The sequence below is a fragment of the Kitasatospora sp. NPDC098663 genome (assembly GCF_044760075.1).
Lineage (GTDB): Bacteria > Actinomycetota > Actinomycetes > Streptomycetales > Streptomycetaceae > Kitasatospora.
In genome coordinates this window covers 40,612-60,113 of sequence record NZ_JBIWAP010000006.1, presented here as the reverse complement: position 1 = coordinate 60,113, position 19,502 = coordinate 40,612, and the positions used below count along the sequence as shown (strand labels likewise).

At 71.8% G+C, this 19,502-nt stretch carries 20 protein-coding genes; 1 reads left to right on the top strand and 19 read right to left on the bottom strand.

Annotated elements, in window-relative coordinates:
• Nucleotides 1–52 precede the first annotated feature (52 nt).
• The 19 genes from ACIQVZ_RS08320 to arc form a co-directional block, all read right to left on the bottom strand.
• Complete coding sequence (locus tag ACIQVZ_RS08320) at nt 53–988, bottom strand: dihydrodipicolinate synthase family protein (protein WP_402448132.1); 936 nt, start codon at nt 986–988, stop codon at nt 53–55.
• Nucleotides 989–1,045: 57 nt separating this feature from the next.
• Nucleotides 1,046–2,536 (bottom strand): NAD(P)/FAD-dependent oxidoreductase, encoded by a 1,491-nt coding sequence (locus tag ACIQVZ_RS08315; RefSeq protein WP_402448130.1) that lies wholly within the window; start codon nt 2,534–2,536, stop codon nt 1,046–1,048.
• Nucleotides 2,517–2,831 (bottom strand): (2Fe-2S)-binding protein, encoded by a 315-nt coding sequence (locus tag ACIQVZ_RS08310; RefSeq protein ID WP_402448128.1) that lies wholly within the window; start codon nt 2,829–2,831, stop codon nt 2,517–2,519. Before ACIQVZ_RS08310 ends, ACIQVZ_RS08315 begins: the two co-directional genes overlap by 20 nt.
• Nucleotides 2,832–2,980: 149 nt before the next feature.
• The gene (locus ACIQVZ_RS08305) at nt 2,981–4,150 is read right to left on the bottom strand and encodes an NAD(P)/FAD-dependent oxidoreductase (protein ID WP_402448126.1); all 1,170 of its coding nucleotides are present in this window, start codon (nt 4,148–4,150) and stop codon (nt 2,981–2,983) included.
• A gap of 132 nt (nt 4,151–4,282) precedes the next feature.
• The gene (gene tatC, locus ACIQVZ_RS08300) at nt 4,283–5,173 is read right to left on the bottom strand and encodes a twin-arginine translocase subunit TatC (RefSeq protein WP_402448406.1); all 891 of its coding nucleotides are present in this window, start codon (nt 5,171–5,173) and stop codon (nt 4,283–4,285) included.
• A gap of 127 nt (nt 5,174–5,300) precedes the next feature.
• On the bottom strand, nt 5,301–5,618 hold the full coding sequence (gene tatA, locus ACIQVZ_RS08295) for a Sec-independent protein translocase subunit TatA (RefSeq protein WP_350877981.1): 318 nt from the start codon (nt 5,616–5,618) through the stop codon (nt 5,301–5,303).
• A gap of 286 nt (nt 5,619–5,904) precedes the next feature.
• A complete protein-coding gene (locus ACIQVZ_RS08290) occupies nt 5,905–6,081 on the bottom strand; it encodes a hypothetical protein (RefSeq protein WP_350877982.1) in 177 nt (58 codons plus the stop codon).
• A gap of 54 nt (nt 6,082–6,135) precedes the next feature.
• Entirely contained in the window at nt 6,136–6,342 is a 207-nt protein-coding gene (locus ACIQVZ_RS08285; protein ID WP_350877983.1) for a hypothetical protein, read from the bottom strand.
• A 27-nt stretch (nt 6,343–6,369) separates the two neighbouring features.
• On the bottom strand, nt 6,370–7,317 hold the full coding sequence (locus ACIQVZ_RS08280) for a WYL domain-containing protein (protein ID WP_350878052.1): 948 nt from the start codon (nt 7,315–7,317) through the stop codon (nt 6,370–6,372).
• Nucleotides 7,318–7,343: 26 nt separating this feature from the next.
• Nucleotides 7,344–8,336 (bottom strand): WYL domain-containing protein, encoded by a 993-nt coding sequence (locus ACIQVZ_RS08275; RefSeq protein ID WP_350877984.1) that lies wholly within the window; start codon nt 8,334–8,336, stop codon nt 7,344–7,346.
• A 173-nt stretch (nt 8,337–8,509) separates the two neighbouring features.
• Nucleotides 8,510–8,893: an FKBP-type peptidyl-prolyl cis-trans isomerase gene (locus ACIQVZ_RS08270; RefSeq protein WP_350877985.1), complete on the bottom strand. Its 384-nt coding sequence runs from the start codon at nt 8,891–8,893 to the stop codon at nt 8,510–8,512.
• 162 nt (nt 8,894–9,055) lie between these two features.
• Nucleotides 9,056–10,366: an FKBP-type peptidyl-prolyl cis-trans isomerase gene (locus ACIQVZ_RS08265; RefSeq protein ID WP_402448123.1), complete on the bottom strand. Its 1,311-nt coding sequence runs from the start codon at nt 10,364–10,366 to the stop codon at nt 9,056–9,058.
• A 233-nt stretch (nt 10,367–10,599) separates the two neighbouring features.
• The gene (locus ACIQVZ_RS08260) at nt 10,600–11,586 is read right to left on the bottom strand and encodes an FKBP-type peptidyl-prolyl cis-trans isomerase (protein ID WP_350877987.1); all 987 of its coding nucleotides are present in this window, start codon (nt 11,584–11,586) and stop codon (nt 10,600–10,602) included.
• A 136-nt stretch (nt 11,587–11,722) separates the two neighbouring features.
• On the bottom strand, nt 11,723–13,084 hold the full coding sequence (gene pafA / locus ACIQVZ_RS08255) for a Pup--protein ligase (protein ID WP_350877988.1): 1,362 nt from the start codon (nt 13,082–13,084) through the stop codon (nt 11,723–11,725).
• A 121-nt stretch (nt 13,085–13,205) separates the two neighbouring features.
• Nucleotides 13,206–13,961 carry a proteasome subunit alpha gene (gene prcA, locus ACIQVZ_RS08250; protein ID WP_350877989.1) on the bottom strand — a complete coding sequence of 252 codons (756 nt, stop codon included), beginning with the start codon at nt 13,959–13,961 and terminating at the stop codon, nt 13,206–13,208.
• Nucleotides 13,962–13,992: 31 nt separating this feature from the next.
• Nucleotides 13,993–14,835, bottom strand: coding sequence for a proteasome subunit beta (gene prcB / locus ACIQVZ_RS08245; RefSeq protein WP_350877990.1), 843 nt, complete (start codon nt 14,833–14,835; stop codon nt 13,993–13,995).
• Between the two features lie 163 nt (nt 14,836–14,998).
• Nucleotides 14,999–15,217 (bottom strand): ubiquitin-like protein Pup, encoded by a 219-nt coding sequence (locus ACIQVZ_RS08240; protein WP_031069167.1) that lies wholly within the window; start codon nt 15,215–15,217, stop codon nt 14,999–15,001.
• Nucleotides 15,218–15,391: 174 nt separating this feature from the next.
• Complete coding sequence (gene dop / locus ACIQVZ_RS08235) at nt 15,392–16,903, bottom strand: depupylase/deamidase Dop (RefSeq protein ID WP_208869055.1); 1,512 nt, start codon at nt 16,901–16,903, stop codon at nt 15,392–15,394.
• 230 nt (nt 16,904–17,133) lie between these two features.
• The gene (gene arc / locus ACIQVZ_RS08230; protein WP_350877991.1) at nt 17,134–18,900 is read right to left on the bottom strand and encodes a proteasome ATPase; all 1,767 of its coding nucleotides are present in this window, start codon (nt 18,898–18,900) and stop codon (nt 17,134–17,136) included.
• A gap of 284 nt (nt 18,901–19,184) precedes the next feature.
• Between arc and ACIQVZ_RS08225 the strand changes: the two genes are divergently transcribed.
• Nucleotides 19,185–19,490 carry a ferredoxin gene (locus ACIQVZ_RS08225; protein WP_350877992.1) on the top strand — a complete coding sequence of 102 codons (306 nt, stop codon included), beginning with the start codon at nt 19,185–19,187 and terminating at the stop codon, nt 19,488–19,490.
• Nucleotides 19,491–19,502 lie beyond the last annotated feature (12 nt).

Sequence of the window (19,502 nt, the reverse complement as noted above, 5' to 3'; positions counted from 1 at the left end):
GTGGGGCCGGGCCGGCTGCCCCCTCAGCCGGCCTGGCGGCGAGGTCTCCCGGTTATGCCAGGCCCTCGGCCAGCGCCTTCTCGGTGGCCGCGCGGACGGCCGCCTCGATGTCCGGGGTCAGCGGCTGGCGCGGCGGGCGGACGGGGCCGCCCGGGCGCCCGGCGATGTCCATGGACAGCTTGATGGCCTGGACGAACTCGGTCTTGGAGTCCCAGCGCAGCAGCGAGTGCAACGACTTGTACAGCGGCAGCGCGGTGTCCAGCTCGTGCGCCACGGCGGCCCGGTACAGCGCGACGCTGGCCTCCGGCAGGGCGTTCGGGTAGCCGGCGATCCAGCCGACCGCGCCGGCCAGCGCCAGTTCCAGCAGCACGTCGTCGGCACCGATCAGCAGGTCCAGCCCGGGGGCCAGTTCGGCGATCTCGTAGGCCCGGCGGACGTCGCCGCTGAACTCCTTGACCGCGACGATCGAGCCCTCGCCGTGCAGTTGGGCGAGCAGCGCGGGGACGAGGTCGACCTTGGTGTCGATCGGGTTGTTGTACGCGACGACGGGCAGTCCGGCCTTGGCGACGTCGGCGTAGTGCGCCCGGACGGACGCGTGGTCGGCCCGGAAGGCGTTCGGCGGCAGCAGGAGCACGGAGCCGGCGCCGGCCTCGGCGGCCTGCTCGGCCCAGCGGCGGGACTCGGCGCTGCCGTAGGCGGCCACGCCGGGCATCACCCGGGAGCCGTCGCCGGCCGCCTCGACGGCCACCTCGACGACACGGGCGCGCTCCTCGGCGGTGAGCGTCTGGTACTCGCCCAGCGAGCCGTTGGGGACGACGCCGTCACAGCCGGACTCGATCAGCCAGCGGACGTGCTCGGCGTACGCGTCGTAGTCGACGGAGAGGTCCGGGCGCAGCGGGATCGTGGTGGCGACCATGATGCCGCGCCAGGGCCGGGCGGTGTCGTGGGGGGTGTTGGACACGGTGAGCTCCTTGGTGAGGTGTGACATTTTATTAGAGGAGACGGGCCGGAGACAAGAGTCCCCGGCCCGCGTGTTCGACGGACCTCAGGCCGTGTCGGCGTCCTCGCCGGTCGGCCCGAACCTCCCGGACGGCCCTGACGACCCTGACGGCCCTGACGACCCTGACGACCCGGCCGCCAGCTGGGACAGCGGCACCGGGCAGGCCAGCGGCCGCCGGTCCGGCCCCGGCTCACCCGAGCCGGCCAGGCAGGCCACCGCCGGACCGCACATCCGACCCTGGCACCAGCCCATCCCGGCCCGGGTGAGCAGCTTGACGGTGCGCGGATCGCCCGCGCCCAGCTCGTCCACGGCCTCCCGGATCGCCGAGACCGACACCTCCTCGCACCGGCAGACGTCGGTGTCCGGGCGCAGCCAGCCGGTCCAGCCGGGGCCGGGCCGGTGCGCCGCGGCCATCAGGTCGGCGAAGTTCCGCAGCCGGGCCCGGCGGCGCAGCAGTGCGGGCTTCGGTACCCGGTCGGCCACGGCGTGCGCGGCCAGTTCGCCTTCCACGATCGCGAGGTCCGCGCCGCCGACGCCGTTGGTCTCCCCGGCCGACCAGAGGCCGGGCACGGTGGTGCGCAGCCGGGCGTCGACCCGGAGCCCGACGGCGCCGTCCGGGGCGGTCCTGGTGGCCGCGCCCAGTTCGGTGGCCAGGTCGATCTGCGGCAGCAGCCCGTGGCCCACGGCGACGGCGTCGCAGGCGATCCGGCGTTCGGTGCCGGGCACCGGCCGCCAGTCGGCGTCCAGCCGGGCCACCGTGACGGCGGTGACCCGCTCGGTCCCGTGCGCCTCGACGACGGCACTGCGCGGGCGCAGCCGCACGCCGTGCCGCAGCAGCGTGCTCCCGTGGCCGGCGCCCTCGACGAGCTTGGCGGGGACGGCCGCCAGGGCGCCGGGGCGCCGGGCGTAGCCGAGGTAGTCGGTGGCCTCGACGACCGCCGGCACCTCGGCCCCGGCGGTGACCAGCGAGGACGCCGCCGCGAGCAGCAACGGCCCGCTGCCGGCCACCACGATCCGCCGCCCGGGCAGCACCAGCCCGGCCTTGAGCATCGCCTGGGCGCCGCCCGCGGTGACCACTCCGGGCAGGGTCCAGCCGGGGAACGGCAGTTGGCGCTCGTACGCGCCGGTGGCGAGCAGCACGGCCGCGGCCGGGACGGTGGCCCGGTCGGTGGCCTCCGGTCCGCGCGTGACGTGCACGGCGAAGCCGTCGCCGGTCCGCTCCAGCGCCCACACCTGGTGGCCGCCGAGGAAGCGGACCCGCCCGGCCCGCTCGTGCGCGGCGAGCCGGTCGGCCAGTCCGGTGTAGACGGACCAGCCGTGGTGGAGCCGGTCCGGGCGGGCGGCGCCGAGGCCGGGCGCGGGGTGCCGGTAGTACTGCCCGCCGGTGCTGCGGCCGGCGTCCAACAGGACGCAGCGCAGCCCGAGGTCGGCGGCGGTCACGGCGGCCGCGAGCCCGGCCGGGCCGGCGCCGATCACCGCGAGGTCGGGGCGTCGGGCCGCTTCGGCGGCGGCCCGGTCAGACGGCGAGGTCGGCACGGCCGTGGCCCTCCTGGGTGGTGACGGTGGTGCCGGGGTCGGCGGGGAGCAGGCAGGTGCGCTGGTTGGGGCGGCCGTCGACGGTGGCCAGGCAGTCGAAGCAGGCGCCGATGCCGCAGAACACCCCGCGCGGGCGGCCGCCGACCCGGGTGGTGCGCCAGGAGAGCACGCCGTCGGCCCAGAGCGCGGCGGCGATCGACTGTCCGGGCAGGGCCGGGACGGGTCGCCCGTCGAACTCGATGTGGTGGGCGGGGCCGGGTTCGGCCCGGACCAGGTCGGCGGGGGTGCGGCGCATCGGCGGCTTCTCCGTTCCGGGGTTGGTCGACGAACGAGGGCGATCGACACGACGGGGCGGTCGACACGACGGGGCGATCGGCACGACGGGGGCGATCGACAGAGCGAGGGCAGTCGGTAGGCGGGCAACGGCGGTCGAGGAGCCGCGACTCAGCCCCCGGCGTCCGCCGGGAAGCGGTCCGGGCAAAACGGTGCGAGGTCCAGCTCCGGCTGCTTGCCGGTCAGTTGCTCGCTGATCAGCAGGCCGGTCGCCGGGGCCAGCCCGATGCCGGCGCCCTCGTGCCCGCAGGCGTGGTAGAGCCCGGGCGCCCTGGGGTCCTCGCCGATGGCCGGCAGGTGGTCCGGCAGGTACGGGCGGAAGCCCCGGTAGGTGCGCATCACGGTGACGTCCGCGAGCACCGGGAAGAGCGCCGCGGCCTGGGCGGCGAGCCGCCTCAGCACCTCCTGGGAGAGGGTGCGGTCGAAGCCGACCCGTTCGCGGCTGGCGCCGATCAGCACGGGCCCGCCGGGGGTGCCCTCGACCACGGCGGAGGTCTGGAGCCCGGCCGAGCCGCTGGCGACGTCGGCGACGTAGTCGGCGGCGTAGACCTTGTGCCGGACGATCCGCGGCAGCGGCTCGGTGACCAGGACGAAGCCGCGGCGGGGCATCACCGGCAGGTGCACCCCGGCCAGCCGGGCCAGTTCGCCGCCCCAGGTGCCGGTCGCGTTGACGACGGCGGGGGCGTCGAGTCGGCGGCGGTCGGTCCGCACCCCGCGCACGGCGCCGTCCGGCCCCCGGTGCACGGCGGTCACCGTCTCCCCGGTGATCAGCTCGGCGCCCATCCGGCGGGCCTCGCGCAGCAGGTGGGCGGCGGCGAGGGCGGGCTGGACCTGGGCGTCCTGCGGGTAGTGGAAGCCGCCGGCGAGGCCGGGGGCGAGGTGCGGCTCCAGCTCGTGCAGCCGCTCGGCGGCGACCTCCTCGGCGGTGACGCCGGCGGCGGCCTGGCCGACGGCGAAGGCCCGCAGGGCGTCCTGCCCGGCCGGGGTGGAGGCGATCACCACGCCGCCCTTGGGCTCGTACTCGACGGCCGCGCCGAGGTGTTCGGCGAGGTCGTGCCAGAGCCGGGTGCTGAGCAGGGCGAGGTCGAGTTCGGGCCCGGGCTCCTTGTCGGAGACCAGCAGGTTGCCCTCGCCGGCGCCGGTGGTGCCGCCGGCCACGGGCCCGCGGTCGACGACGGCGACGGTGAGCCCGGCGCGGGCCGCGTAGTAGGCGCAGGCGGCGCCGACCACGCCGGCGCCGACCACGACGACATCCAGGGGAGGTCTCTGGGTCTTGAGCACGTCAGTAATATGTCACATGCCATCAACCATGCCAAGACCACCCGCCGAATCCCGAAACCGGGCCGGAGCAGCGCAAAGGCCCCGGCCCACCGCGTCGGGCGGCGGGCCGGGGCCTCAGGACGCGCTACCGGCTCAGGTGATGTCGTCGATCTGCTCGTGACGGGCGGCCGGCACCGGGGCGCCCGCCGTCGGCGCGGCCGAGGCCTGGACCATCTCCGTACCGGCCACCGGCTGCACCGAGAGGTCCAGCTCCGAGGCCTCCTCGTCGCTCAGCCCGGCGTCGGGGTTGCGGCGCTCCTTGCGCCTGTCGTTGAAGATCGCGATGCCCACCGCGAGGAAGTAGAACGCCCAGATCGGCGCGGCCAGCGTGAGCATGCTCACCGGATCGGCGCTCGGGGTGGCGAAGGCGGCGAAGACCGTGATGCCCATGACCATGCCGCGCCACCAGCCGAGCAGCCGCTTGCCGCTGACCATGCCGACCATGTTCATCATGACCAGCAGCAGCGGGAACTCGAAGGCCAGGCCGAAGACCAGCACCATCCGGGTGGCGATGTCGAGGTAGTCCTCGGGCGGCAGGATCGGCGTGGTCTTGTCCGGGGTGAACGAGATCAGCACGTCGACGGTGGTCGGCAGCACCAGGATGGCGCAGCCCACACCGGCCAGGAAGAGCGGCGCCCCGCACAGCATGAAGATGACGGCGTACTTCTTCTCGTGCCGGTGCAGACCGGGCGCCACGAAGGCCCAGACCTGGTAGAGCCAGATCGGCACGGTCGCGACCACGCCGGCCGTCAGCGACACCTTGAGCATCCAGGTGAAACCGGCGGTCAGACCGATGTTGGAGACCTGGGCGCACTTGCCCTTGAACTGGTCGGCGGTCTCCGGTGTGCAGCGCGGCAGCGGCTCCAACAGGAAGTTCTCGATCTGCCGGTGGTAGACCGCCGCCACGATGGTGATCACCACGATCGCCAGGACCGACTTGACCACGCGGTTGCGCAGTTCCCGCAGGTGGTCGGTGAGGGCCATCCGCCCCTCAGGATCCTTGGACGCCTTCGACGCCTTGGAGAGCTTGCTCAACCCCGGTCCTCAACTCGTGCGTCGAGGCCCGCCGGTCGACGGGCCTCCGTGGTCGCGTTCGTCACGTGCGCCGCGCTCAGTGCGGGCGGTCGCCGTCGGCCGCGGACGGCCCGGCGGCGGGCTCGGCCACCGGGCGGGCGGTGCCCGAGGCGCCCGGAGCCGCCTGGATGGTCCTGGCCGCGGTCGTCGCCGAACCGCCGTCGACCCGGGGCGCCGGAGGCGGCGTCGCGGCGGCGTCCTCCTCGGCACCGTCCGAGCGCATGGCCTTGGTTTCGCTCTTCAGGATCCGCATCGACTGCCCGAGCGAGCGAGCCAGGTCGGGCAGCCGCTTGGCGCCGAACAGCAGAACGGCGAAAATCACGACCACCACGATCGCGGTCATCGAGATGCGCATTGCGCGACCACCTTCACTCATGGAGACCCGTCGGGCCCCCCGCCGCGGATGGTAACCGCTGCGGATGACGCCACGACGACGGCCGCCCGAACAGGACAGCGGCCCCGGTTCGCAGTTCAGGAGCCATCTGCAGGAGCCATCTGAGAGCGTAACCCGCCCCAGCCTCCCCGCAGCAGCCCCCGTACCACCGACGGCCCTCCTGTGCTACCGAACCGGCGCCACCGAACAGGCGCCACCGGACGGTCTCACCGGGCGGGCCCTGGCGGAAGGGCGCCACCGGACGGCCCTACCGGCCCGGTACGGCTTCCGCCAGCTCCCCCGCCGCCTCGGCCAGCGCCCGCGCGGCCGCGTCCACGCCCTTGGCCAGCGCCCGCACGTCCAGCCAGAGCCGGATCGCGAGCACCCCGAGGACCAGCAGGCCCGCGGTGGCGAGCAGGACGGCGGCGACGAGCATCCAGGACATGCGCCCCACCCTATCGGGCCCGGCCCCCCAGCCGGGTCCGCGGGAGAGCGCCCGCTACCCCTCGGCCGGGACGAGCCGCATGGTGCGGACACCGGCCCCGACCAGCGCCGCAACGATCTTCTCCCCGGCCGGCTTGCGCACCGCCGCCCCGCAGAGCGGGCAGCCGAAGCTGTAGTGCGCCTGGGCCGGGGTGCGACCGAGGGTCAGCCGGAACTCGTCCGCCGGGAGCTCGACCTTCTCCCGGCACTCGGAGCAGTACACCTTGAATCTGGTCCCGGGCTCCACCGATCAGACCCGCCCCTCCCCGTCGGCGACGGTCTGCTCCCCGTACGCGGCCAGCGCTTCCAGGGCGGCCGCGCGGGCCTGCCCGGCGAGCCCGGGCGGCGAGACGATCCGGCCGTCCCGGCCCAGCCGCAGCGCCAGCGGGCGCAGCTGGGAGGGGTCGGCGCTGCGCAGGGTGATCCGCAGCCCGCCGTCGGGCAGTTCCTCGGCCCGGTCGTGGGTGTAGTACTCGGCCACCCAGCGCCCGCCGGAGGAGACCTCGACGACGACCTCGGGGTCGTCCGCGGACGGGTTGACCAGCCCGCCGCTCAGGTCGCGCGGCTCGCGCCGCGGCGGGTCGGCGGGGACGTCCAGCACCCGGATCTCGGCGACCCGGTCCAGCCGGAACATCCGGTGGTCCTCGGAGGTGCGGCACCAGGCCTCGAGGTAGGTGTGGCCCTCGGTGAGCAGCCGGATCGGGTCGACCTCGCGCTCGGTCATCCCGCCGCGCCCGTGCGAGTAGTAGCGCAGCCACAGCCGGCGCCCCTCGCTGAGCGCGCGGTCGATGTCGGCGAACACGTGACCCTCGGCCTCGAAGGTCACGCCGACCCGGGCGCTGCCGGCGGCGCTCTCGCCCGCCGCGTTCTCGATCTTGACGACGGCCCGGGTGAGCGCCTCCCGGTCGCCGGCCCGCAGGCCGGGCAGCCCGGCCACCGCACGGGCGGCGACCAGCAGCGCGGTGGCCTCGTCGGCGGCGAGGCGCAGCGGCTGCGCCACGTCGTCGACGTTGTGCCACCAGATCCGCTCGCCGTCGGTGTCGATGTCGAGCAGGTCGCCGCCGCGGAAGCTGGTGCCGCACATCGGCAGCACGTTGAGGTCCCCGATCAGCTCGCGCTCGGAGATCCCGAACGCGCGGGCCACCTCGGCGACCTCGGCGCCGGGGCGCTCGCGCAGGTAGGTGACCAGCGACAGCATCCGCCGCGTCTGGTCGATCGCGTTGCTCACGCCTGAACCCCTCCGCTTCCGTTCACCACGTCCAGCCCGGCCACGGCCCGCAGCCGGTCGATCACGTCGGCCCGCAGCTCCTCGGGCCCGAGCACCAGCACGTCCGGCCCGAACTCGGCGAGGTCGGCACCCAGCCCGTTGCCGTACGGGATCTCCAGCTCGTCCCAGCCGTCGTCCACCCGCGCGCTGCTCAGCGCCTTGGTGCGCAGCGGGAAGCCCGCTCCCCGGCGGACCCGGACGGTGGCGGTGGCGGTGGCGCCCTCGCCCGCGAACTTGGCGACGGTGGCACGGACGTCGACGTGCTCGGGCACGGTGCCGAGGAAGGCGCCGGTCCTGGCCCGGACCTTGCCGGTGATCCGGCTGAGCCGGAACACCCGGGCGTCACCGCGGTCGCGGTCCCACCCGGCCAGGTACCAGTGCCCGCGCCAGCACTCCAGCGCCCACGGCTCGACGGTGCGCAGCTCGCCGGCGGCGGCGCCGGCCTTGCGGTACTCGAAGCCGACCGGGCGGCGGTCCCGGGCGGCGGTGAGCAGCGGCTCGAACGCGGCCTCCCGGGCGGGGATGCGCGGCTCCAGGGCGGTCCGGCCCTCGGGCTCGGCGAACGGCACCCCGGCGGCGCGCAGCTTCTGCAGCGCGCCGCTGGCCGCGCCGGACATCTTGGCCTGCTGCCAGACCCGGGCGGCCAGGGTCAGCGCGGCCGCCTCCTCGGCGTCCAGCGCGATCTCGGGCAGCCGGTTGCGGTCGGCGCGGGCCAGGTAGCCGAGTTCGCCGTCCAGGGCGCTCTCGTCGACGTCGATCACCAGGCCGAGTTCGCGCAGGTCGTCCTTGTCCCGCTCGAACATCCGGTTGAAGGCGTCCTCGCTGCTGTTCTGCCAGGCCTCGCGGTACGCCTCGATGGATTCCCGCAGCTCCTTCTTGGAGAGCGGACGTCTGGTGTTCATCAGGCACAGGGCGAGATTCATCAGCCGCTCTGCCTTGGCGATCGCCATCGCTGACCCTTCCGGTGTGCCGCGCGTGCGCGGGGTGCGCGGGGTGCGCCCGCCGGGCGGTCGTCACCCGGCGGGACCGACCGTACCGGTAGCGGTACGCAGTGCAAAAGCCGCCTCCGGAGACGACCGTGGGCCGAACCCCGGTCGGGGTTCGGCCCACGCTCTGGAACGACTCAGACGCCGATCAGGTCGACCACGAAGATCAGGGTCGAGCCCGCCGGGATGAGCGGGGTCGGCGACTGGTTGCCGTAGGCCAGGTGCGACGGGATGGTCAGCTCGCGGCGGCCGCCGACCTTCATGCCCGCGACACCGCGGTCCCAGCCCTTGATGACGCGGCCGGCGCCCAGCGGGAACGAGAACGGGGCGGTGCCCCGGTTCCAGCTGGAGTCGAACTCCTCACCGGTCTCGAAGGTCACGCCGACGTAGCGGACCTTGACGACCTGGCCCGACTTGGCCTCCTCGCCGTCACCGACGACGATGTCGCGGATCTGCAGGTCCGCCGGGGCGTCGCCGATCGGGAAGTCGATCTCGGGCTTCTCGTTGAGGTTGACGCTCACAGTCCCTCTTCTCACGTTTCGCATTGCAGTCACGACCAAGCGGCGGGCGCCCGCACCCCGGTCCGTTCCCGGACCACGGTACGGGCGCCCACCGCCCGGGGTGGTCCGGCCACGCGGCCGGACCTGAAGGTCACACGCACACCATTGTCACCCGAAAGTGGATCAGCCCTGACCGGCGTCCAGGATGTCCACCACGAAGACCAGCGGCGCGCCGGGCGGGATGTCGCCCTGGCCCTTGTCGCCGTACGCCAGCGCGGCCGGGATCACCAGCTCCACCCGGCTGCCGACGGTCTGGCCCACCAGCCCCTGGTCCCAGCCCTGGATGACCTGGCCACCGCCGACCGGGAAGGAGAACGCCTGGCCCTTGCTGAGCGAGGAGTCGAACATCTTGCCGTCCTTGAACAGCGCGCCGGTGTACTGGACGACGACCTTCTCGCCCTTCTCCACCGCCGGCCCGGTGCCCTTGATCAGGACGTGCGACTTCAGCTCGGTCGGGTCCTTCGCGCCGGCCACCGGGGTGATCTCGGCCGGCTTCTTGCCGTTGTCCTTCACCTGCGGGAAGTCCGCGGGCGGCGGCGTGACGGTGCCGCTCACCACCGAGTCGGGCGCGTTGGCGTTGCGGATGTCGATCACGAAGATCAGGTCGTCCTTCGCCCCGATCGACATGTCGGCCTTGCCCTGGGAGCCGAACGCGGCGGCCGGCGGGGCCACCACGAGGACCCGGCTGCCGGCCTTCTTCCCGACCACGGCCTGGTCCAGCGCCGGGATCAGCGCGTCGGTGCCGGCCTGGAAGATCTGCGGCTTGCCGTTGTTGTCGTACGAGCTCGGGATGTCCTTGCCGGTGGTCCAGTCCTTGGCGGTGTAGTCCACCGAGGTCCAGGAGTTCTTGTCCACCTTGGGGCCGGTGCCCTCGGTCAGCACCTTCACCACGAAGGAGCCGTCGGAGGCCTCGCCCGGCACCTGGATCTCGGCCTTCTTGCCGAAGTCACCGGTGACGGCGGGCAGCACCTTGGCGCTGTCCTTGATCGGCGGCACCGGGTCGGCGGTCGGCGTGGGCGGCGCGCTCTTGGCGGCGTCCGGCTTGGCGGCGGTGTCCGACTTGCCGTCCTTGTTCACCAGGTACAGCGTCACGGCGCTGCCGGCCAGCAGCACGGCCAGCACCGTGCCGAGGATCACGCCCAGCCGGCCCACCCCGGGCGGGTTCTCGTCGTACCCGGCCTCCGAGGTGTCGCCCCGACGCACGGTGGAGGCGAAGATCTGCGGGGCGTCGTCCGTCTTGGTCCCGCCCGAGGCCCGCGGCTGCTCGCCGGGCTGCGCCCAGCCGGCCTGCTGCTTCAGGATCGACGGCGGGACGACGATCGACTCGCCGTCCCCCGGGAGCGGGCCGCCGGGACGCGAGGCGGCCGGGTCACCCGCAGAGCTGTCGTTCGCCGCGGTGCCGGCCCCGCCCGGGCTCGGCGTCTTCTCAGTCATGACTCCCCATCCATCTCGCCACGAGGTCTTCCAGGTCTGCGACCGGCGTGCTGACTGCCGGTCTGCCGTCGCACCGTCCGCCCCGGACCTCGACGCCGGGCGGCGCCTGCCACAGTGCGAGGGCAGTATGACAGCTCAGGATGAGGGCGGACGCTTCGTTGTACGAGCGTCCGCCCAAGCGTACGGAATCCCCTAGGGGACTTCCTAGAGCGTGTCCGCCCTAAACCGCTTCCCTAAACCGCTTCCAGAACGTCGATCACGAAGACCAGCGTCGAGTTGGGCGGCACCGAGCCCTGCGCCTGGTCCTTGTACCCGAGCGCGGGCGGCACCACGAGCAGGATCCGGCTGCCGACGGTCTGGCCGACCAGCGCCTTGTCCCAGCCCTCGATCACGCTGCCGGTGCCGATCTGCACCGCCTGCGCGCCCCCGTGCGTCCAGGAGGAGTCGAACTGCTGGCCGTTGTTCCAGAGCACCCCGGTGTACTGCACCACCAGGGTCTGCCCGCTCTTGACCTGCTTGCCCTCGCCCTTGATCAGCACCGCCTGCTCCAGGTCGGTGGGCGCGGCCTGCCCGGCCGGCACGGTGATCGTCACCGGGGCCTTGCCGTTGTCCTTGACCTGCGGCATCGTCGCCGGCGGCGGGGTCATGGCGCCGGTCAGCGTGGAGTCCTGCGGCAGGCTCTCCATGATGTCCAGGACGAACACCACGGTGTCGCCCTTGTTGACGCCGAGCTGGGTGCTGCCCTGCTCGCCGAAGGCCGCCGCCGGCGGGGCGACCACCAGCAGCCGGCTGCCGACCTTCTTGCCGATCACGCTCTGGTCCAGCGCCGGCACGAGCTGTCCGCTGCCGGCCTGGTAGAGCTGCGGCTTCCCGCTCGGGTCGTACGAGCTGGGCAGGTCCTTGCCGGTGGTCCAGTCCTTCGCCGTGTAGTTGACCGTCACCCAGTCGCCCTTGTTGACCGTCGACCGCTCGCCCTCGCTGACGGTGTTCACCACGAACTGGCCGCCGGGCTGGCCCTCCGGGAGGGTGATGGTGGCCTTGCTGCCGAAACCGCCCCCCGAGAGCGTGGGCATCGGCGACGCCTCGCCGACCGGCGCGGGCACCGTCGGAGGCGCGCTCGCCGCGGACGGAGTCGCCGGGCCGGCCGCCTTGGGCGAACTGCTGCAGGCGACCGCCAGCAGCAGGGGCAGGGTGAGTAGCAAACCGGCGGTGCGGCGCACGGTGGTCCTAACTGTCGATCGAGGTCGGCTCTCCTGACTTCGACGGACAGCGTATGCCCGGACGGTGTCCGGCCCCGGTAGACACCACCGGGGCCGGACACCGCCTTGATCACAAACCTGGGATCCCCCGCGGGGCTCACATCCCGGCGATCAGCTTCTCCACCCGCTCGTCCACCGAGCGGAACGGGTCCTTGCAGAGCACCGTGCGCTGCGCCTGGTCGTTCAGCTTCAGGTGCACCCAGTCCACCGTGAAGTCCCGGCGCTGCTCCTGCGCCCGGCGGATGAAGTCCCCGCGCAGCCGGGCCCGGGTGGTCTGCGGCGGGATGGACTTGGCCTCGAAGGTCTTGAGGTCGGTGGTCACCCGCTTCGCCTGGCCCTTGCCCTGGAGCAGGTAGAACAGGCCGCGCCGGCGGTGGATGTCGTGGTACGCCAGGTCGATCTGGGCCACCCGCGGGTTGGACATGCTCATCTGGTGCTTCTCGCGGTAGCGCTCGATGAGCTTGTACTTCATGATCCAGTCGATCTCGGTGGCCACCTGGTCCAGGTTCTCGGTGCGGACGGCCTCCAGGGTCCGGCCCCACAGTTCGAGCACCCGGCCGATGGTGCCGGTGTTGATGCCCTTGCGGTCGGCGAACTCCAGCGCCTTGGTGTAGTACTCCTCCTGGATGTCCAGCGCACTGGCCTCGCGCCCGTTGGCGAGCCGCACCTGGTGGGTGCCGGTGAGGTCGTGGCTGACCTCGCGGATCGCCCGGATCGGGTTCTCCAGGGTGAGGTCGCGCATCACCACGCCGGCCTCGATCAGCCGCAGCACCAGGTCGGTGGCGCCGACCTTGAGCAGCGTCGTGGTCTCCGACATGTTGGAGTCGCCGACGATCACGTGCAGCCGGCGGTAGCGCTCGGCGTCCGCGTGCGGCTCGTCGCGGGTGTTGATGATCGGGCGGGAGCGGGTGGTGGCGGAGCTGACGCCCTCCCAGATGTGCTCGGCGCGCTGGCTGACGCAGTAGACCGCGCCGCGCGGGGTCTGCAGCACCTTGCCGGCGCCGCAGATCAGCTGGCGGGTCACCAGGAAGGGGATCAGCACGTCGGCCAGCCGGGAGAACTCGCCGTGCCGGGCCACCAGGTAGTTCTCGTGGCAGCCGTAGGAGTTGCCGGCCGAGTCGGTGTTGTTCTTGAACAGGTAGACGTCCCCCGCGATGCCCTCCTCGTGCAGCCGCCGCTCGGCGTCGACCAGGAGCCCTTCGAGGATCCGCTCGCCCGCCTTGTCGTGCGTCACCAGCTCGATCACGTCGTCGCACTCGGGGGTGGCGTACTCGGGGTGGGAGCCGACGTCGAGGTACAGCCGGGCGCCGTTGCGCAGGAAGACGTTGCTGCTGCGGCCCCAGGAGACGACCCGGCGGAACAAGTACCGCGCCACCTCGTCCGGCGACAGCCTGCGCTGCCCGCGGAACGTGCAGGTCACGCCGTACTCGTTCTCCAGCCCGAAAATCCGGCGGTCCATGAGCACTCCATTCTGTGTCGGAGCTGTCCGAAACCGCCTCCACGACGACTGGGCCGCCGCAGGGGCACCGGAGTCCCGTACGGCCTCCGTCCGGCCGCCGTACGGGACTCCGCAGGCACTGCTACTCCGGCGCGGTGTCCGCCGGGTTGTCCTCGTCGTCCGACTCGGCGGACTGGTCGCCGTCGAGCAGCCGGGCGAGCTGGTTGCCCAGGATGCGCTTGAACTTGCGCTGCTGGAACCGCTGGCGGTCGAGGACGGCCACCTCCAGCTGCTCCGGGGTGAGGGCCCGCGGGCTGCCGCCGTTGGGGTCGCGGGCGAGCGAGTCGACGGCGGCCCGGACCACCTCGGTGAGGCTCATCCCGGCCCGGTGGCGCTGGCCCAGGTAGTTGCCGATCGAGTCGGCGTTGCCGCCGACCACGACGTAGTTCTTCTCGTCGACGATCGAGCCGTCCGGGGTGAGGCGGTAGATCTGGTCCTCGTCCGCGGTGCGGCCGACCTCGGCCACGATCAGCTCGACCTCGTAGGGCTTCTCGCCGACCGAGGAGAAGATGGTGCCGAGCGTCTGGGCGTAGACGTTGGCCAGGCCCCGGGCGGTGACGTCGGCCCGGTCGTAGGAGTAGCCGCGCAGGTCGGCGTAGCGGACGCCGCCGATGCGCAGGTTCTCGAACTCGTTGTAGCGGCCGACCGCCGCGAAGGCGATCTTGTCGTAGATCTCGGAGACCTTGTGAAGCGCTCTGGAGGTGTTCTCCGCGACGAAGACGATGCCGTCGGCGTAGGTGAGCACGACCACGCTGCGGCCGCGCGCGATGCCCTTGCGGGCGTACTCCGCGCGGTCCGCCATGGCCTGCTGGGGCGAGACGTAGAACGGTGTCGACACCGGCGGTCGTCCCTTTCCTGAGAGGTGATGGCTAGAGCAGCGGGGCCTGCGGGCCGTTGGGGTACGAGCGGCGCTCGTCGGTGATCGCGACCGCGATCTCGGTGACCTCCGCGTCGGTGAGCCGGCGGAAGCCGTCCTCGGTGATCAGCGAGACGATCGGGAAGATCTTGCGGGCGAGGTCGGGGCCGCCGGTGGCCGAGTCGTCGTCGGCCGCGTCGTACAGCGCCTGGACGACCAGCGTGGCGGCCTGGTCGGCCGTCAGGCCGTCGCGGTAGAGCTTCTTCATCGAGCCGCGGGCGAAGACCGAGCCCGAGCCGGTGGCGGCGAAGCCGCGCTCCTCGGAACGCCCGCCGGTGACGTCGTAGTTGAAGATCCGGCCGCGGCCGAGGTCCAGGTCGTAGCCGGCGAACAGCGGGACGACCGCCAGGCCCTGCATCGCCATGCCCAGGTTGCCCCGGATCATCGCGGTGAGCCGGTTGGCCTTGCCCTCCAGCGAGAGCACCGCGCCCTCGATCTTCTCGTAGTGCTCCAGCTCCAGTTGGAACAGCCGGACCATCTCGATGGCGAGGCCGGCGGTGCCGGCGATGCCGACCGCGCTGTACTCGTCGGCCGGGAACACCTTCTCCATGTCGCGCTGGGCGATCACGTTGCCCATCGTCGCCCGACGGTCACCGGCGATCACCACGCCGCCGTCGAACACCGCGGCCACGATGGTGGTCCCGTGCGGGGCCTCGATCACGGCCCCCGCCGGGAGCCCGCGGTGGCCGGGGATCAGCTCCGGCCGGTGCTCGGCGAGGAAGTCCACGAAGGAGGAGGACCCCGGGGTCAGGAAGGCAGCCGGTAGACGCCCGGTGCCACGAGTGTTGGCTTCCACACGATTCCTTCCAGGTAGCTTGAAGCTCGCGTTGCCCGCACCCTACCCGCCCGGCGATCACTGTCCACGCGCGCAGGGGGCCGGTGCCGGACGGCCGGGCGGCCCTCGCCGCCCGACCGCCCTCGACGGTCACGACCGTGAATTCCCGAATACCAGGGGTGGGCTATTGCCCGCCCTTCTGCACGAATCCGCGGACGAAATCTTCCGCATTCGACTCGAGGACCTCGTCGATTTCGTCCAGCACCGCGTCGACGTCGTCGCTCAGCTTTTCCTGGCGTTCCTTGAGGTCGTCGGAATTCTGGGTTTCCGCGGCCTGCTCCTCGACCTCCTCGGAGGAGCGGTTCGCCCGCTGCTGGCCGCCGCCGGTGTCCTTGCTCGCCATTTCCCTCACCCCGCTCGATTCTTCTGGCACGGTTTGGTCGTTGCTTGCTGCACCGACCCTATACACAAGGTGCGACCGCCGCTCCCGGTTTGCCGGTGGCGCTTCCTGTCCAACACCCGCTGCCACCCCGGATGATTCCCATTCGGCGGACGTTCACCCATGGTGATCGAAAAGTTACCCGCCGGAGAGGACCCGCAGCAGGTCCTCCGCGGTGCGACAGCGGTCCAGCAGCTCCTTGACGTGGTTGCGGGTGCCCCGCAGCGGCTCCAGCGTGGGCACCCGCTGCAACGAGTCCCGGCCCGGCAGGTCGAAGATCACCGAGTCCCAGGAGGCCGCGGCGACGTGGTCGGCGTACTGCTCCAGGCAGCGCCCGCGGAAGTACGCCCGGGTGTCCTCCGGGGGCTTGGAGACGGCCCGCTCGACCTCCGCCTCGGTCACCAGCCGCTCGAACCGGCCGCGGGCCACCAGCCGGTTGTAGAGGCCCTTGTCGGGCCGTACGTCGCTGTACTGGAGGTCGACCAGGTGCAGCCGGGGGTTCTCCCACCCGAGGGCGTCCCGGCTGCGGTAGCCCTCCAGGATCTCCCGCTTGGCGATCCAGTCCAGTTGCCGGGAGAGCGACATCGGATCGCGCTCCAGCCGGCCGAGGACGTCCTCCCAGCGGGCCAGCACGTCCAGTGTCTGCTCGTCCGCGTCGGTGCCGAAGCGGTCCTCGACGTACTTGCGGGCCAGCTCGAAGTACTCCAGCTGGAGCTGGACGGCGGTGAGTTTGCGCCCGTTGCGCAGGGTGATCAGGTGTTTGAGCGTGGGGTCGTGGGAGACCCGGTGCAGGGTGCGCACCGGCTGGTCGACGGCGAGGTCGGAGGCGATGAAGGAGTCCTCGATCATCGACAGGACCAGTGAGGTGGTGCCCAGCTTGAGGTAGGTGGAGATCTCGGAGAGGTTGGCGTCCCCGATGATCACGTGCAGCCGGCGGTACTTCTCCGCGTCGGCGTGCGGTTCGTCCCGGGTGTTGATGATCGGGCGCTTGAGCGTGGTCTCCAGGCCGACCTCGACCTCGAAGTAGTCGGCCCGCTGGCTGATCTGGAAGCCGTGCGTCGAGCCGTCCTGGCCGATGCCGACCCGGCCGGCGCCGGTGACCACCTGGCGGGAGACGAAGAACGGGGTGAGGTGGCGGACGATGTCGGCGAACGGCGTCGCCCGCTTCATCAGGTAGTTCTCGTGGGTGCCGTAGGAGGCGCCCTTGTTGTCGGTGTTGTTCTTGTACAGGTGGATGTTCTGCCCGTTGGGCAGTTCCAGCGCGCGCTGCGCGGCGGCGGCCATGATCCGCTCGCCGGCCTTGTCCCAGAGCACTGCGTCGCGCGGGTTGGTGACCTCTGGCGAGCTGTACTCGGGGTGCGCGTGGTCCACGTAGAACCGGGCCCCGTTGGTGAGGATGACGTTGGCCAGGCCGATGTCCTCGTCGGTCAGCTGGCTGGCGTCCGCCACCTCGCGCGCCAGGTCGAAGCCCCGGGCGTCACGCAGCGGGTTCTCCTCCTCGAAGTCCCAGCGGGCCCGCCGCGCCCGGTGCATCGCCGCCGCGTACGCGTTGACGATCTGGGACGAGGTGAGCATGGCGTTGGCGTTGGGGTGCCCGGGCACGGAGATCCCGTACTCGGTCTCGATGCCCATCACGCGCCGTACGGTCATGCGGCCCTCCTTGCCCGGTGCGCCGCCCCCCACGGGCGGAGCACGCCGACGTACCGCTGAACAACACCGGCGCCGGCGTTCTGCCCGCGATCGGTGGGTCGAGCCTAGAACCCGGCGCCGACGGGCGGACCCCGAGACGCGCCGTCCGGCTGCGGGGCCGCGAGGCGCCACAGCCGGACGGGGTGCGTGCTGTTCCGGGGACCGCCGGGCGGCCCGGTCTCACCGCGTGCCTACAGGTACTGCCCCGTGTTGGCGACAGTGTCGATCGAGCGGCCGGACTCGGCGCCCTGCTTGCCGGTGACCAGCGTGCGGATGAAGACGATCCGCTCGCCCTTCTTGCCGGAGATGCGGGCCCAGTCGTCCGGGTTGGTGGTGTTCGGCAGGTCCTCGTTCTCCTTGAACTCGTCCACGCAGGCGGCGAGCAGGTGGGAGACGCGCAGACCGCGCTGACCGTGGTCGAGGAAGTCCTTGATGGCCATCTTCTTCGCGCGGTCGACGATGTTCTGGATCATGGCGCCGGAGTTGAAGTCCTTGAAGTACAGGACCTCCTTGTCACCGTTGGCGTAGGTGACCTCCAGGAAGCGGTTCTCCTCGGTCTCGGAGTACATCCGCTCCACGACCGACTGGATCATCGCGGCCACCGTGGTGCCCAGGGAGCCGTCGTGCTCCTTGAGGTCGTCCGGGTGGAACGGCAGCGACTCCTTGAGGTACTTGGAGAAGATGTCCTTCGCGGCCTCGGCGTCCGGGCGCTCGATCTTGATCTTGACGTCCAGGCGGCCGGGCCGCAGGATCGCCGGGTCGATCATGTCCTCACGGTTCGAGGCGCCGATGACGATGACGTTCTCCAGGCCCTCCACACCGTCGATCTCGGCGAGCAGCTGCGGGACGATGGTGTTCTCCACGTCCGAGCTGACGCCGGAACCGCGGGTGCGGAACAGCGACTCCATCTCGTCGAAGAAGACGATGACGGGCGTGCCCTCGCTCGCCTTCTCCCGGGCCCGCTGGAAGACCAGGCGGATCTGCCGTTCGGTCTCGCCCACGTACTTGTTGAGCAGTTCGGGGCCCTTGATGTTGAGGAAGTAGCTCTTCCCCTGGGGGCGCCCGGTGACCTCGGCGACCTTCTTGGCCAGCGAGTTGGCGACCGCCTTGGCGATCAGCGTCTTGCCGCAGCCGGGCGGACCGTAGAGCAGCACGCCCTTGGGCGGGCGCAGCTCGTACTCCTTGAAGAGGTCGGCGTGCAGGTAGGGCAGTTCGACCGCGTCCCGGATCAGCTCGATCTGGTTGCTCAGTCCGCCGATCTGGCGGTAGTCGATGTCCGGGACCTCCTCGAGGACCAGCTCCTCGACCTCGGACTTCGGCACGACCTCGTACACGTAGCCGGAGCGGGGCTCCAGCAGCAGGGCGTCCCCCGCCCGGATGGTGAGCTCGCGCAGCGGTTCGGCGAGGCGCACCACCCGCTCCTCGTCGGTGTGGCCGACGACCAGGGCGCGTTCGCCGTCCTCGAGGATCTCCTTGAGGGTGACGATCTCGCCGATGCGCTCGAAGGCCATCGCGTCCACGATGTTGAGGGCCTCGTTGAGCATCACTTCCTGGCCGCGCCGCAGTTCGTCGAGGGCGACGTTGGGGCTGACGTTCACGCGGAGCTTGCGCCCCCCGGTGAAGATGTCGGCGGTGCCGTCCTCGTTGGCCTCGAGGAAGGTGCCGAACCCGGCCGGGGGCTGTGCCAGCCGGTCCACTTCCTCCTTGAGGGCCACGATCTGGTCGCGGGCCTCTCGCAGGGTGGAGGCGAGCCGTTCGTTCTGGGCGGACACTCCGGCCAGGTTGGTCTGGAGCTCGACGATCCGCTCTTCGAGGATCCTCGAATTGCGCGGCGAGTCGGCGAGCTTGCGGCGCAGCACAGCGATTTCCTGCTCAAGGAACGAGACCTGAGCGGCCTCGTCGGAACCACGAGCGGGCCTGCCGGTGCTGCGGTTGTAGTCGTCATCGTGGGCTGCCACGGTCCTCACCTCCTCCGGGGAGCTGGACGCTTCCAGACCCTACCTGGGACCAGGGGTCCGTAAACCCCTAGATCAAGAAAGATGGAACGGGCGTGTCCGATCTTCGCCCCAGCGTGCTTCCCCTCTGCTAAGGGGATACCCACCGCTCACCACCCAAAGCGGGCCAGATGTATCGTCGAGCGAAGTGATATCCGATCGCGACCGGGCGCCTGGGTCCGATCGTTGTACGAATGGCGGGATTGCCCCCGGAAAAGGGCGACCCGGGACAGAAACGGCAGGGGACCATGTCGGTAACCGAGCAGACGGCCGCAGCGGCCGAACAGCTGGAGGTGTGGATCGACCAGGATCTGTGCACCGGCGACGGCATCTGCGTGCAGTACGCACCCGAGGTCTTCGAGCTGGACATCGACGGCCTCGCCTACGTGAAGGGGCCGGACGACGAGCTGCGCCAGCAGCCCGGGCAGACCGCCCCGGTGCCGCTGACGATCCTTCAGGACGTGGTGGACTCGGCGAAGGAGTGCCCCGGCGACTGCATCCACGTGCGCCGGGTCACCGACCGGGTCGAGGTGTACGGGCCGGACGCGGACTGACGCGTCCTCCCC

Excerpts from the sequence above, each read along its gene's own strand:
- ACIQVZ_RS08320 (WP_402448132.1), bottom strand. The coding sequence starts at position 988 with ATGTCACACCTCACCAAGGAGCTCACCGTGTCCAACACCCCCCACGAC.
- ACIQVZ_RS08310 (WP_402448128.1), bottom strand. The coding sequence starts at position 2,831 with ATGCGCCGCACCCCCGCCGACCTGGTCCGGGCCGAACCCGGCCCCGCC.
- tatC (WP_402448406.1), bottom strand. The coding sequence starts at position 5,173 with ATGGCCCTCACCGACCACCTGCGGGAACTGCGCAACCGCGTGGTCAAG.
- tatA (WP_350877981.1), bottom strand. The coding sequence starts at position 5,618 with ATGCGCATCTCGATGACCGCGATCGTGGTGGTCGTGATTTTCGCCGTT.
- ACIQVZ_RS08290 (WP_350877982.1), bottom strand. The coding sequence starts at position 6,081 with ATGTCCTGGATGCTCGTCGCCGCCGTCCTGCTCGCCACCGCGGGCCTG.
- ACIQVZ_RS08280 (WP_350878052.1), bottom strand. The coding sequence starts at position 7,317 with ATGCTGTCGCTGGTCACCTACCTGCGCGAGCGCCCCGGCGCCGAGGTC.
- ACIQVZ_RS08275 (WP_350877984.1), bottom strand. The coding sequence starts at position 8,336 with ATGGCGATCGCCAAGGCAGAGCGGCTGATGAATCTCGCCCTGTGCCTG.
- ACIQVZ_RS08265 (WP_402448123.1), bottom strand. The coding sequence starts at position 10,366 with ATGACTGAGAAGACGCCGAGCCCGGGCGGGGCCGGCACCGCGGCGAAC.
- pafA (WP_350877988.1), bottom strand. The coding sequence starts at position 13,084 with ATGGACCGCCGGATTTTCGGGCTGGAGAACGAGTACGGCGTGACCTGC.
- ACIQVZ_RS08240 (WP_031069167.1), bottom strand. The coding sequence starts at position 15,217 with ATGGCGAGCAAGGACACCGGCGGCGGCCAGCAGCGGGCGAACCGCTCC.
- dop (WP_208869055.1), bottom strand. The coding sequence starts at position 16,903 with ATGACCGTACGGCGCGTGATGGGCATCGAGACCGAGTACGGGATCTCC.
- ACIQVZ_RS08225 (WP_350877992.1), top strand. The coding sequence starts at position 19,185 with ATGTCGGTAACCGAGCAGACGGCCGCAGCGGCCGAACAGCTGGAGGTG.